This window comes from Neiella holothuriorum, assembly GCF_019457915.1.
Taxonomy (GTDB): domain Bacteria; phylum Pseudomonadota; class Gammaproteobacteria; order Enterobacterales; family Neiellaceae; genus Neiella; species Neiella holothuriorum.
Genome location: NZ_JAHZSS010000019.1, coordinates 16090 through 30045, shown reverse-complemented (window position 1 = coordinate 30045; position 13956 = coordinate 16090). Strand labels below are relative to the sequence as shown.

General features: G+C 49.5%; 8 protein-coding genes. 4 read left to right on the top strand and 4 right to left on the bottom strand.

Annotated features, from left to right (window positions below; all coding sequences use genetic code 11):
• Positions 1-152: 152 nt before the first annotated feature.
• The 3 genes from K0504_RS14050 to cysZ all read right to left on the bottom strand — a co-directional run bounded on the left by K0504_RS14050 (position 153) and on the right by cysZ (position 5256).
• Positions 153-2861 carry a molybdopterin-dependent oxidoreductase gene (locus tag K0504_RS14050; protein ID WP_220104779.1) on the bottom strand — a complete coding sequence of 903 codons (2709 nt, stop codon included), beginning with the start codon at positions 2859-2861 and terminating at the stop codon, positions 153-155.
• Positions 2862-4127: an NAD(P)/FAD-dependent oxidoreductase gene (locus K0504_RS14045; protein WP_220104778.1), complete on the bottom strand. Its 1266-nt coding sequence runs from the start codon at positions 4125-4127 to the stop codon at positions 2862-2864.
• A gap of 373 nt (positions 4128-4500) precedes the next feature.
• On the bottom strand, positions 4501-5256 hold the full coding sequence (cysZ, locus tag K0504_RS14040; protein ID WP_220104777.1) for a sulfate transporter CysZ: 756 nt from the start codon (positions 5254-5256) through the stop codon (positions 4501-4503).
• 510 nt (positions 5257-5766) lie between these two features.
• Here cysZ and K0504_RS14035 point away from each other — a divergent pair.
• Positions 5767-7746 (top strand): glycoside hydrolase family 16 protein, encoded by a 1980-nt coding sequence (locus K0504_RS14035; RefSeq protein ID WP_318837981.1) that lies wholly within the window; start codon positions 5767-5769, stop codon positions 7744-7746.
• A gap of 23 nt (positions 7747-7769) precedes the next feature.
• Here the strand turns inward: K0504_RS14035 and K0504_RS14030 are convergent, their stop codons facing one another.
• Positions 7770-8195: a DUF2141 domain-containing protein gene (locus tag K0504_RS14030; protein WP_220104776.1), complete on the bottom strand. Its 426-nt coding sequence runs from the start codon at positions 8193-8195 to the stop codon at positions 7770-7772.
• Between the two features lie 257 nt (positions 8196-8452).
• Between K0504_RS14030 and K0504_RS14025 the strand changes: the two genes are divergently transcribed.
• The 3 genes from K0504_RS14025 (at position 8453) to smc (ending at position 13948) form a co-directional block, all read left to right on the top strand.
• A complete protein-coding gene (locus K0504_RS14025; protein WP_220104775.1) occupies positions 8453-9676 on the top strand; it encodes a sensor histidine kinase in 1224 nt (407 codons plus the stop codon).
• A complete protein-coding gene (locus K0504_RS18600) occupies positions 9673-10308 on the top strand; it encodes a response regulator (RefSeq protein ID WP_220104774.1) in 636 nt (211 codons plus the stop codon). The genes K0504_RS14025 and K0504_RS18600 overlap by 4 nt, the downstream gene beginning before the upstream one ends.
• A gap of 169 nt (positions 10309-10477) precedes the next feature.
• A complete protein-coding gene (smc, locus tag K0504_RS14015; RefSeq protein WP_220104773.1) occupies positions 10478-13948 on the top strand; it encodes a chromosome segregation protein SMC in 3471 nt (1156 codons plus the stop codon).
• The last annotated feature ends 8 nt before the right edge of the window (positions 13949-13956 follow it).

The window sequence follows — 13956 nt, the reverse complement described above, 5'->3', positions numbered from 1 at the left end:
TGCAAAATCAGGTGGTTGAACGACTAACTGAGGCACGGCTACGGAATGCTAAAGGTCATGGCCAACGACAGCGTGAAGAAGTAATCGTTGGGAGTAGGGGCATTGGTGCTAATGGTAATAGCACCAATGCCAACATGATGAGGGCGTTGCCGCTAGGCCGGTTGTGGCTCGGCGATGGAAGCCAGAATCGTTTTAATTTCGGGGACACAGGAGCCACAGTTGGTACCGGCTTTACAGCATTTTCCAACCTCTTGATAGGTTGTTAGGGCATTGTCGGTGATGGCTTTGCGAATGGTCTTCTCGCCAACATTGAAGCACGCACAAACCTGGGCGCCAGTATCCTCTGCGCCAGCCGTTGGTAAACCTGACAGCAATGCCAACCGTTCGACTTCCGATAGAGACGGTTTCGCAAACAATGAGCTGAGAAAATTGCGTTCAGGCAACACTGAGGTTTGTGGACCTGGAGCAATACACATCACGCACATCAATACGTTAGCTTGATAGCCTGCGACCCGTAATACGCCATGTTGCGGATCATCAACGTACTGCCAGTTTAGATTCGGGTACGTTTCAGATAGCCACTGCTTGGCCCAATTGATGTTTGGACGATCAGCTGAGACATCGGCTAATTCATAACGGAGATAGCCCTGACACGGGACTTTCACCTGATAATCAATCGTTGAGTTGGTTAATGTCTGACGACTTAACACAAAGCCATGCCATTGCGCTTGGTATGCGGTAATCGCTACTGGCGTGTGTTTACTTTCTGGTTGCGCGGAAATGGGATCAACCACAGGGTTGACCAAGCTCCCCATTCGACCCGCGCTAGCCAGTTGTTCGGTCCAATGCATCGGAACAAAAATATCACCCGGTTGCTGCTTGTCCGTAATGTTGACGCGCGCATACATCTTGCCCCATTTACTGCTGAGTTCCGCGAGGCTGCCATCGGTCAAGCCATATTGCTTGGCATCGATCGGGTGTACTTCAACAAACGGCTCGGGCTTGTGCTGGTTGAGGCGCGGCGCTAATGCGGTGCGCGTCATGGTGTGCCATTGATCGCGCAAACGTCCGGTATTTAGCACCAGCGGGTAATCTGCACAGGTTGGATTTTCTGGTGGTTTAGCGCGAAGGGCGAGAAACTGGCCTTTACGCGATGGCGTGTAGAATTGGCCATCGCAAAAGAATCGCGTTTTGCCGTTCGGATAAGCTGCATTGATTGGCCATTGAGTCGGCTCAAAGTTGTTGTAATCTGCCAACGAAATATCGGCAAGCGCCGAAATGTCAAAGTCACGTAAGCGTTGTGCCTGCGTATTTTCAAAACCAGATAAGGCGGCATGCTCTCGAAAAACTTCAACTTGATGTTGGTAGTTAAAGGCCTCTTCAAAGCCCAGTCGCTGCCCGACTCGAGATAGAATCCACCAATCTGGTTTAGCCTCACCAGCGGCAGGCAATAACGCGCGTTGATGCGAAATGCGGCGCTCGGTGTTGGTCACCATGCCGTCTTTTTCACTCCAGCCTTGAGCCGGCAGTTTGACGTGGGCCAGTGCCATGGTGTCGGTTTGTGCCACACAATCACTGACCACTACAAATGGACACTGTTGCAGAGCCTTTTTTACCTTATCGGCGTTTGGCAGACTGACCACAGGGTTGGTGGCCATGATCCATACCGCTTTGACTTTGCCATCGGCAATGGCGTCGAATAAATCGACTGCTGGCAAGCCCGGCCCTTGCGCTAATGTTGTGGTGTTCCAGAAACGGCCAACACGGTCTCGGTCGCCATCAATATTAAACTCAAGGTGAGCCGCCAATGTGGTGGCTAAACCGCCAACCTCACGGCCGCCCATGGCATTGGGTTGGCCGGTCATTGACAGCGGCCCGCTGCCCGGTTTACCGATGCGCCCAGTGGCTAAGTGACAATTGATAATGGCGTTCACTTTATCGACGCCGCTGGACGATTGATTGACGCCTTGACTGTAGGCAGTGACGGTTTTATCGGTTTCTGCAAACCAGCTATAGAAGGTTGCTAAGTCCCTTTCGGATAATCGGGTTTCACTGGCAATGGCCGCTAACGCTGCGCCGTCTGCTTGACTTGCGGCAACGGCTTCGGCAAATCCTTCGGTGTGGCTTTCAACGAATTCGTGATCGATGTATTGGCCTTCAACCAAGTAATTAAGCAAGCCGTTAAATAACGCGACATCAGATCCGGCAGCTATGGGTAAGTGTAAATCGGCAATGTCGCAGGTGTCGGTGCGACGCGGATCAATCACCACCACCTTCATGTTGGGATTGTTGCTTTTCGCTGCTCGAATCCGCTGATACGAAACAGGGTGGCACCAGGCCATGTTGGAGCCGGTGATCACCACTAAATCGGCCAACTCTAAATCTTCAAAACAGTTCGGCACGGTGTCAGTACCGAAAGCGCGTTTGTGACCAGACACCGCCGATGACATACATAAACGACTATTGGTATCGATATTGCCGCTGCCGATAAAGCCTTTCATCAACTTGTTTGCGACGTAGTAGTCTTCGGTCAGGAGCTGGCCGCTGCCGTAAAATGCCACGGCATCGGGGCCGTGCTCGGCAATAATTTGTGAGAAGCGGGTGGCAACTTCATCAAGAGCTTGGTCCCAATGGACTTGTTCGTCACCAATGAACGGGTGTAGCAAACGGCTCGATAGATCAATGGTTTCGCCTAATGATGAGCCTTTTGAGCAGACACGCCCGAAATTCGCAGGGTGAGCTTTGTCGCCCGTTACCGATACGTCACGCGTTAGGGGATTCACTTTGGCTTCAATGCCGCAGCCAACGCCACAGTATGCGCAGGTTGTTTTGATGGTGTTAGTGGCTTGTAGATCGGTCACTTACGCTACCTCTGGCATTGGCGAATCAGTCATTTCTTGAGCAAAAACGTCGGCATAGTGCTGGCCGAAAATGAGCATTGAACGAATGCTGGCAAGATTTTGTTGGCTTTCTAATAAGCTTTGGTACCAGCTACCATCTTTGGTATCGCCGTAAAGCACAGCGCCCACCAGCGTGTTGTCGCGCAATACCAAACGTTTGTAGACGTTCAGTTGTTGATCGTGAAATTCGATAAGTTCGCAGCCAGCATCACCATTGAAGTCGCCAACGGAAAACATGTTAATTCCAGACACTTTTAGCTTGGTTGCAGTAGGTAGCATCTTGTACTCGGCAACCCCATGACCGCTGAGATGATTGGCGCATACTTTGGCTTGCTCAAACACAGGGGCAACTAAACCAAACGTTTGGCCGCGATGCTGAACGCATTCGCCAACGGCATAAATGCTCGGATCGAAGGTTTGCAAAGTGTCGTTAACCACAATGCCGCGTTCGCAATGTAATCCGGCTTGCTGAGCTAGTTCAAAGTTTGGTTTTACGCCAACGGCCATCACAAACAAGTCACAAGGGAGTTCGGAACCATCGGCGAAGGTGACTTGGGTGACGTGACCTGATTTGTCGCCTATTAATTCTTTCGTTTCGGCCGCCATTTTGAACTGAATGCCACGGGATTCGAATTCGGTTTGCAGTAAATCGGCGGCAGTGCTGTCGAGTTGCCGATTTAATAAGGTGGCGCAGTTATGGACAACAGTGACATCCATGCCTTGTTGGCGCAGCCCATTTGCTGCTTCCAGCCCTAACAGCCCGCCGCCAAGCACAACCGCATGCTGTTTAGAGGCGGCATAACTGAGCATGGTGTTCACGTCAAAGATGTCTCGAAAGGCGATGACGCCATCAAGTTTATGGCCGGGAAAGGGAATGATAAAGGGTTTTGAACCGGTCGCGATAAGCAATCGATCATATCGGGCAGAGGTGCCATCGCGCGATTCAACGAGTCGCCTACGACGGTTGATGCTCACCACTTGCTTGTCAGGCCCAGCATGCAAGGTAATGTGATTGTCTTTGTACCACTGACGATCATTAATCATGATTTCATCAATGGTTTTCTCACCGCATAGCACTGGCGACAACATGATGCGGTTGTAGTTGCCGTAGGGTTCAGCACCAAAAATAGTGATGTCATAGTAATCGGGCTTAGCTTCTAGCAGCTCTTCTACTGCTTTCATGCCAGCCATACCATTGCCGATCACGACTAAACGTTCTTTTCTCATTCCAGCAGGGCCTGTCATTCTTAGAATAATTTCTTTTGTAGATTAATTAGCAATCGGCATACCAACCCCGTCAACGGGTGTAATTGACAAAATGAGTTTGTAATAGTTGTTATAAAACAGCTTGTTGCTATTTTTGTCTTAAAATGGTGCAAGGAGGGTGAGAGGCGCCGAATTGTTCTGCGCACTAATTTGGGGCTTTGTTGTATTCCGAATGCACTTGTTCAGCTCTGCGTTGGCAACGCGGAACAAGCGACGCCGCAGCCACGCTGACTTGCTAATTAACTTCGATAGCCGGTAACAGGCCATTGAGTGAATGTGGTTTGCCTGAGGGATATGAATCAGGCGCTTTCGGTTCGCGAATAGCGCCGTTGAATCACGGTTTGTTCAGTAATTGTTGGCGGTGAGTTTGCACCCACATTGATGTTGCGCCACAAATGGCTACGGGCATGACCAGTAAGTTTACGATCGGGATCATCGTAAAGAGCATCACCATAATGCCGAAACTCATGCTTTGTGAGCGTTTCTCTTTAAGTCTTAATTTCATTCGAGCGAATGGAATTTTATGGTTATCAAACGGGTAATCACTGTATTGAATCGCCATCATCCAAGCTGAAAACAAAAACCAAATGACGGGGGCGAGCGTTTGTCCTACCAGCGGAATAAAAAATAGAATCAAACAAAGCAGAGCACGAGGAATGAAGTAACCAAGCTTTTGAAATTCGCGGGCAAAAAGTCTGGGCACGTCTTTGATTAAGTCGACAAAACCACCTGTATTGATAGGTTTTCCGGTCAGATACAATTCGACTTTTTCAGCCAATAAGCCGTTAAAAGGCGCAGCCAACCAGTTTGCGGCAGTGGCAAACAAAAACGAAAAGGTAATCAGCATCGAAATAATCGCCAGCGGCCACAGCAGATATTCAAGCCAGCTAAGCCAACTCGGCAGCCAATTTTGAAGCAGCACGAACCATTCCGTCAGGCTGCTAATCAAGTAACCAAACAGCACTGAAAAGATGATCAAATTAATGATCAGCGGTACCGCGACAAAACGACGCAAGCCTTTGGTTTGAATCAGCTCAAAGCCTTTAAAAAAGTAGGCGGCTCCGCTGCTGCCTCCCTGAATTACCTGCATTGTCGATCGATCCTTTGTGCATACGTTAATTGCGATTATAAGCACGGGACATGGCAAAAAACATCGTCAGCTTGTTACAAACCATGACAAATTGCACCTTAGGTTCATGCGCTTACCATTAGCCACTTGTATCAATAAAACCTAGCGGTGGCTTTTCAATCGCCGCGCTTAACGGCCTTGTTAACTTGCTCGCATGCTCACAAAACCCAAAGCTAGATCGAAGTTTGAATTGGCTTTACCAATATTTTGCGTAGGATTTGCCCTTCTTCCATATCTCACCGTACCACCGACGCGATACGCAGACCCGTTATTGATAAAGCGCATTTCACTTAACGATGAAAGCGCTTACTTAGGGCCCGCGTTCGCTCTGGTGAGGTGTGGCGCAAACCCACACAAACAAAACAGATAATAATGATGAACGAAAAAAGATCTCATAGAGAAAGACTGAGCCTGTGGTTCAGGGGTTATTCGATTAACCAGCTTCTGGCTGCGGCGCTATTGTTCTTGGCTGTGGCGCCTGCGCAGGCGGGTTGGGAAGTGCAATGGATTGATGCTTTCGAAGGGGAAGGTGTCAATTGGGACAACTGGACGGCACAGATCCAAGCCAACTATAACAACGAAATTCAATGTTATACCGATAACGAAAGTTCATTGCAGAAGAACTATGACGTGTCAGATGGCACTTTGAAAATCATCGCTAGACGCCAAGATATTGCTTGCCCTGGGTTGGGCAACCAACAACGCGAGTGGACGTCAGGCCGGCTCAATAGCAAAGATAAACGCGAGTTCTTGTATGGTCGCATTGAAACACGATTGCGTTTTCTCAACCTAGAAGGTGGTACTTGGCCTGCTTTCTGGATGCTGGAAAACCGTATTGCTGAACATCCAATTCGCGGCGACAACGATACGGTGAATTGGCCAAATGCTGGAGCCGGTGAAATTGATGTGTGGGAATGGTTTTCCAACGACGGCGGCAGTTATATCACTAACTTTTTCAATGTGAATGGATGCGGTAGCGAGTTTCGACCAACGTATGCGGGTGGTGCTGCCGATGTTCAAGATTTCCATACCTATGCCATTGAGTGGAGCGCTGATCAGGTTAGCTTTTTCATGGACGGGAACGTCGTAAAATCCCATGACATTAGCGCTTGCCCGCAATACAAAGAGCCAATGTTTTTGCTGTTAAACGTGGCCATTGGCGGCAATTTAGGCGGCGCAGTTGATGCCAGCCTGATGCAGGCCACCATGGAAGTTGATTATGTCGCCCATTGCACCACCGCTGATAATTCAGCAACAGGGTGTAATCAAACCACGCCAATCTCAGCCGATGATGATGGCGACGGCGTTGGCAATAGTCTGGACCAATGTCATGACACGCCAGCTGGCACAAGCGTTGATATTAATGGCTGTGCCGATTCTCAAGTAACGGAAACGCCAACCACAGCGGCGCCAACTCCGACACCAGTGGCAAGTGATGTTATTGCGCTTTTTAGCGATGCCTATAACGAGATTGACGGGGTTAATTTTAATCCAGACTGGGGCCAGTCAACGATTGTAACGCAGCCGATGTTGAATGATGACGAGGTACTTATGTATACCGGCCTCAATTATCAAGGCACTGACTATGATGGCAATCATCAGGATGTCAGCGGTATGACTCACCTGCATGTGGACTATTGGACGAGTTCTTCCACAGCATTAAGTGTGTATCTGATCAGCCCTGGCCCGCAAGAAACACCTTACCCGTTTGCTGTTGAACAACACCAATGGATCAGCACGGATATTCCGCTATCCACGTTCACTGCTGTCGATTTAACGGATACCTTTCAATTAAAAGTTGAGGGTAATGGCTCTGTCTATTTGGACAATATTTACTTTGTTAATTTGGACGGCGAACCAGCGGTGATTGACAGTGATAGCGACGGCGTTACTGACGCACAAGATAGTTGTGACAACACCACGGTAGGAGCCATTGTTGATGCGAACGGATGTGAAAACTTTGCGCCAACGGTGAATTTAATTGCTCGCCAAGACGGCAGTAGCGTTTCGCAAATCGATCGGACAGCGGGCGTTGTCAGTGTATCGGCAACTGTCGCCGATGCTAATGCGGGCGACAGCCATCAATACCAATGGCAGTTCAATACGGAATGGGTTGCCGAAACGGCAAGTTCGTTCAGTTTTGACCCCAACGATCTGGATACCGAAAACGTTAGCATTACCGTCACGGTCAGCGATGATGGCGAACCGGTTAAAACGGCGCAGCAAACATTGCAACTCGCTATTCAAACGAGTCAGGATGATACTGGGTCGACCGACACAGGAGATAGTGCTAACCAGTCTGGCTCAGGTGGCAGTAGCTGGGGTTTGTTGGGGCTAATCGGTTTGCTGTGTTTAGGAACGCTACGTCACGCGCTTAACACCTGCCGCTTTGCTAACTCTTCTGGAAGATCTGACAAGCCCAACACGAGTGACGTGCTGGACTTTCAGTAAGCGGCAATCAAGCTAGGGTTAGGTTATTGCAAAGAAATGGATATTTCGGTGGTTTGATCTTCTATCAGCGTGACTTTGGCATCGTCAAAACTGGCCGGGCCGTAACTGCCTACATTGTTTGAAAAGCCATAGGGCTCATTAGGAATACCAAGCCAGTTGGCATCGAGTTGTCCATTGCCATTGAGATCTTGAAACATTCTCACCACGTATTCACCAGCTGCAAGATCGGCAAGCACGAAATGTAGTGGTTTATCGTCGGCATCCAGAATCATTCGGGCAATGGCGCCTTGCTCCGCCTCATAGCGTTCGTTTGAGTCATACACTTCAATGTAGGTACCACCTGTGGCTTGATTGTTGTCAATGGTTACATCCAATGTGGCGGCTTGCGCAGATAACGCAATGAGGGTCATAAATGGGGTGATTAATCCTGCAATCCAGTAAGTAGACATGGTCAAATCCTCTTGTTGATGTCGTTTCAGTCGGAGTGACTGTGCTGTTCGGGATCTATTGAAACAATCTTGCGCACATTACACAGGTGCCATTGGTCATTCATTGGAGGCATGAAAATCGTGACTTTTGGCACTGCCGGTTGCCACAGGAGAATGGCATAGTGGCAGTTCGCGCTCGACAGGCGAGTTGGTCGGTGCCTGCGCAGCTCAAATATCCAAATGGGACAGTCAGTTTGTTGAAAAGGATTTGCTAAGCCATGTCTGAAAATGTTTCTCGTTCTGTCTTTGCTCGCCTGCGTGACGCCATGCAACGGGATGATTTGATTTTGTCGATGAGCGGTTTGATTACCTATGCCGTGGTGACTTGGGTGGATGCGTTAAATGGTGATCTCACGGCGTTCCGCTTTAGCTTAATCGTGGTGATGGCGCTGGCCTTTAGCTATGCCACTATCTGGCAGTCTGGTAACAATATTGGCCGTGCTCAGCGGATCGCATTGTTGCTTCAATGTGTCTGTGCATTACTGATTTACGCCAATGAGCGCAGCTTAGTTGCTCCAGTATTGTTTGTGTTGTGCGCGGCTCAATTGCCAGCATTTCTTGGCTTAAAGCGCTGGTGGTGGGGCTTGATTGGCTTAAACCTCGCCCTGTTTGCCATTGACGCGTTCAGCGGCTTGACCCAGCACACGGTGATCTCCAACTTAGTCTTTCTCAGTTTTGAATTGTTTGCGGCGTTGTCGACACGCTCACGCTTGCTCGCGCAACACCAACAAAAATTACTCGAAGCGACACACCTAAAGCTGGTTGCAGCGCAATCGCGTTTAACTCAGCAGAGTGAACACCAAGAGCGATTGCGCATTGCACGCGATCTGCACGATAGTGTTGGCCATCATCTAACGGCTTTGAGTTTACAGCTAGAGCACGCCCTTCATCGGCCGCCGGAGCAGCCGCATGAGTTTTACCAAAGTCTGCGGCAAGCTGTGAACAACACCTTGCAGCAGACTCGCACTATTGTTCATCACATGCGTCAGCAATCGAACATCTGCCTCACCGATTTTATGCGGCAACTGCGCCGTGGTTTACCCGCAGCCATCGAGCTGCAATGTCAGTTAGAGCATGGACTCTTGTCATCGGTGCAAAATAGTCAATTGGCGCATTGTATTGAAGAGGCTATCAGTAATGCCTTACGCCACGGCAATGCAACAAAAGTGCTCGTTAGCCTTGAGCCTCATCCTGCCGTGCCCGGACAATTGCTGCTCATAGTGTCTGATAATGGCCAAGGCTGTCGCCATATTGAACAAGGTAGCGGTTTGCGCGGCATTCAAGAGCGCGTCAGTAGCCTCAACGGTCAGGCTCAATTTGTTAGCAACGCCGCGGGTTTTGTCCTCTCCATCACGTTGCCCGTTGCCACTGACATTGGCGTTGAATCCATGATATCCGGCAGGGTAGAAAGCGACGGTAAAACAATGGAGGCGTTAGTGTGATTCGCATCGGTTTAGTTGATGATCAAGCATTGATCCGTGATGGTATTGCTCGGCTCATCGAGCTTAATCCCGACTTCAGTGTGTTGTGGCAGGCTGAGCATGGTCAGCAAGCGCTGACGTCGATACAACAGCAGCCCGTTGATTTGTTGCTCTCTGATATTCGCATGCCAGTGATGGATGGCATTCAACTGGTGTCGCAAATGCGCCAACTGGGCCTATTAACGCCGGTCTTGATGCTGACAACCTTTGATGAACATCAGCTGTTCATGAGAGCGTTGCAGGCTGGCGTTAATGGTTTTTTGCTCAAAGACATTAGTTGGGAAAAACTAGAACATGCCATAAAAACCGTTGCCGGAGGCGGGTTCTTAGCGGAGCCTGAATTGCTAAACCGCCAGCATTTACCTGCGTCCGATGACGAGTCATTACCACAACTCCCCGCCGATTCTTTAACCGCCAAGGAGCAGCAGATCTTGCGATACTTGGCTGCCGGCTTTAGTAACAAAGAAATCGCCGGGGCGGTCTATTTAGCCGAGGGCACGGTGAAAAATCATATTTCTAATTTGCTCACCAAATTACATGCGCGCGATCGAACGCAAGCTGTGATCAAGGCGTTGCGTTGGCAATTGATTTAACTTCGCTGAGGCTTTGATGTGACTTTGTTGTGACCTTGTTGTGACTGAGGGAGCGCTGGTCAACTTACATCCAGTCAGCACAAAACCAACCGGCCAAACGTGACATTCTTCACCAACGTGATATGTTGCTGAAATCCTGTCACTTCAATAAGCCGTTTGTTGTCCGATAATGCGTTTAAAATCAATCAAGCTCGCCGGTTTTAAATCTTTTGTCGACCCTACGACGGTGCCTTTCCCGCAGTCACTCACGGCCATTGTTGGTCCTAATGGTTGTGGCAAATCTAATATCATTGATGCGGTGCGTTGGGTGTTGGGCGAAAGCTCGGCTAAAAACCTGCGCGGCGATGACATGACCGACGTTATTTTCAATGGGTCTTTAGAGCGCAAGCCCGTCTCTCAGGCCAGTGTCGAATTGGTGTTTGATAACGAAGATGGTCGCGTTGCCGGTGAATTTGCCAATTACGCCGAAGTGTCCGTTAAGCGCCAAGTGACTCGAGAGCGACAAAACACTTATTTTTTGAACGGCAACAAATGCCGCCGTCGTGACATCACCGACATCTTTTTGGGAACAGGCTTAGGGCCGCGTTCTTACGCCATTATTGAACAGGGCATGATTTCGCGGCTGATTGAATCGAAGCCGCAAGAGTTGCGCATTTTCATTGAAGAAGCAGCTGGTATTTCCAAATACAAAGAACGTCGGCGCGACACTGAGAATCGCTTGCGCCATAGCCGCGACAACCTTGACCGGCTGAACGATGTGCGCGAAGAGTTAGGGCAGCAATTAAACAAGTTGAAGCGCCAATCGACTGCGGCTCGCAAATATAAAGAATTAAAATCAAAAGAGCGTTTACTGAAAGCTCAGTTATCAGCAATCCGTTGGCTCAATTGGCAAGGTCGACACGACGAACTAGCGACTCGTGCTGGTGAGCTTGATGTGCAGGCGGAGCAATTACAAAGCCAAAGTGTTGCCCTGCAGACCCAGCAGACCGAACAGCAAACCGAATTAGAACATCAGACCTTGCGTCATGATACGGTCCGCCAGCAGCTCTTTCAGATCAGCAACACCATTACTCGACTCGAGCAGCAAATTCTCCATCAAGGTCAGCATAAACAACGTTTGCAACAAGAATTGATGCGACTGAGTGAACAACTCGCAGAGCAAACGGGCTTTATTGAAGAGCAACAAGAGCAGGTAGCGATTCTTACGGAACAGGCCGAACAGCTGCAAGAACAAGAATACGGTATTGAGTTGGCGCTGGATGAATCGGGGTTGATGCTCGAACAGGCAGAACAAGCCTTGCAGGCTTGGCAAACTCGCTACCAGCAACAAAATGAAGGGTTGCAGCAACTGCGGCAACAATTGCAAACGAATAAACATCAGCAGCAGTTGCATCAACAGCAACAACAATCCGTGGGTCAGCAACAACAACGGTTACAGCAATCGCAGCAACAACTCGACAGTGAAGAATTAGCGGCGCAGCAGCACGGGCTAGTCGATGCGCTTGACGAATTAGCGATGGAGCACGAAGAGCTGTTACTGCAACTCGAACAGGAACAAGGGAGTGCGGCTGAAGCCAGTGAACTTCACCGCTCATTGCAGCAACAGAAGCAAGCATCGGCACAGCAACAGGCGGCGTTGCAGAGTAAGCTACAAACCTTGCGGCAATGGCACTCCAGTGATGATGAACTTAGCCAGAGTCTTCGCCAGCAAGGCATTGAACTGACCTCTGAAGTGGTTGACAGCCTGGTGATTGAAGCGGGTTGCGAACTTGCCGTTGAGACCATCTTGGGTCGTTTTGGCCAAGCTTGGTTAACGCCGCAGATCAGCGCAGCAGCAAACAGCAATTTACCCGCGAATACCTGTTTGATTGATTTGTCTAACCACGAATCGGTGACGCCGAACACCGATAGTCTGGCAGCCAAAGTACAAGGGCCGTCAGTCGCTTTACAATGGCTGAGCAGCGTCAAATGGGTAGCCTCCGACGCCGAGCTATGGCAAACCGAATTATCATCAACGCCGTTTGATAGCGTCATTTCAGCGTCGGGCATTTGGCTAGGCAAAGGCTGGCTGCTAACCGCTGAGTCAGGGCAAGGTAAACTCGCCATTCATGCCGAACTGCTGCGCACTGAGCAATTGCTTGACGAGCAGCAACTGCAAATCGAAACCCTAACGGACAAGCTCGCCAGTGCTGATGAGCAACAACAGCGCAGACAACAACAATTGCAGCAGACCCGGCAGCGCGTTCAGCAAAGTGAGACTGAGCAACAACAGCGCCGCGCTGCCTTAGCGTTGGTCAAACAGCAGCTGCAATCACAACAACAACAGCAAACGCAGCTGCAACAAGAACTCGCTCAATGCGATGAGCAGTTAACAGAATTGGAATTAGTGCTGGCTGAGTTGGTGGAAGCTGAGCTGATGCTAGAAGAACAGATGGCCGAACAAGATGATGGTCATCAGCTATTGCAAGATGAGCGATTACAGTCAGAACAAAATGTTCGAAATGCTCGTGCGTCCCGCGATCAGTTGCAGCAGCAACAACATCAGGTTGCACTGCAGCAATCGACCATTTCCAATCAACGTGATAGCGCACAGCAAGCATTGCAGCGAGCAGAAGCGCAGCAACAGCAATGGTTACAACGTCAGCAGCAACTGCAACAAGAAGTAAACGTCGATGTTGATGACAGTGATTACCAAGCCGAATTAGAGCAACAGTTAGAACAAAAAATCGATGTTGAGCAACAGGCTGCCAGCCATAGTGACGCGATTCACCATGCTCAGAACCAGTTGATTGACCTCAAGCAACAAGAACAAAAGATCATCAACCAGCAATCTGAGCTGAAAGCGCAAAAAGACAGCTTGCTGCTTGAACAACAAACCGCGTCGGTTCGCGCGCAAGCCGCCACCGAGCAATTGCAAGAAATGGATCAACCACTCAAAGTGGTGCTTGATGAACTGCCAGCGGAATACTCAGAATCGAGCTGGCAAGAACAATTAGAACGGCTGGCAAAATCCATCAGCCGCTTGGGCCCAATTAACTTAGCGGCCATCGACGAATATGAACAAGCTGCTGAACGTAAGCAGTACCTCGATCAGCAAAACGACGATTTGATGAGTGCTCTCGATACTTTAGAGAGTGCCATTCGCCGCATTGATCGCGAATGCCGAGCCCGATTTAAAGAAACCTTCGATCAGGTTAACGGCGACCTAAAAGTTTTGTTTCCGAAGGTATTCGGCGGCGGGGCAGCTTATTTGGAACTAACTGATGATGATATGCTCGAAACAGGTGTCACCATCATGGCTAGACCGCCAGGTAAACGAAACGCAACAATTCACCTGTTATCGGGTGGCGAAAAGGCATTGACCGCTTTATCATTGGTGTTCGCCATTTTCCGACTCAATCCAGCACCGTTTTGTATGTTGGATGAAGTTGATGCGCCGCTTGATGATGCCAATGTCGGTCGCTTTTGTAATCTGGTTCGGGAAATGTCGGAGTCCGTGCAGTTTATTTATATCAGCCACAACAAGGTCACCATGGAAATGGCAGAGCAGCTTGCTGGCGTTACCATGCATGAGCCGGGCGTATCGCGCTTGGTGTCAGTGGACGTAGAGCAAGCTGTCGCGTTGGCTGAAGTATCTTAGAGAATGAG

Coding starts and splice junctions, on each gene's coding strand:
- smc (WP_220104773.1), top strand. CDS start 10,478: ATGCGTTTAAAATCAATCAAGCTCGCCGGTTTTAAATCTTTTGTCGAC.
- K0504_RS14025 (WP_220104775.1), top strand. CDS start 8,453: ATGTCTGAAAATGTTTCTCGTTCTGTCTTTGCTCGCCTGCGTGACGCC.
- K0504_RS14045 (WP_220104778.1), bottom strand. CDS start 4,127: ATGAGAAAAGAACGTTTAGTCGTGATCGGCAATGGTATGGCTGGCATG.
- K0504_RS14030 (WP_220104776.1), bottom strand. CDS start 8,195: ATGTCTACTTACTGGATTGCAGGATTAATCACCCCATTTATGACCCTC.
- cysZ (WP_220104777.1), bottom strand. CDS start 5,256: ATGCAGGTAATTCAGGGAGGCAGCAGCGGAGCCGCCTACTTTTTTAAA.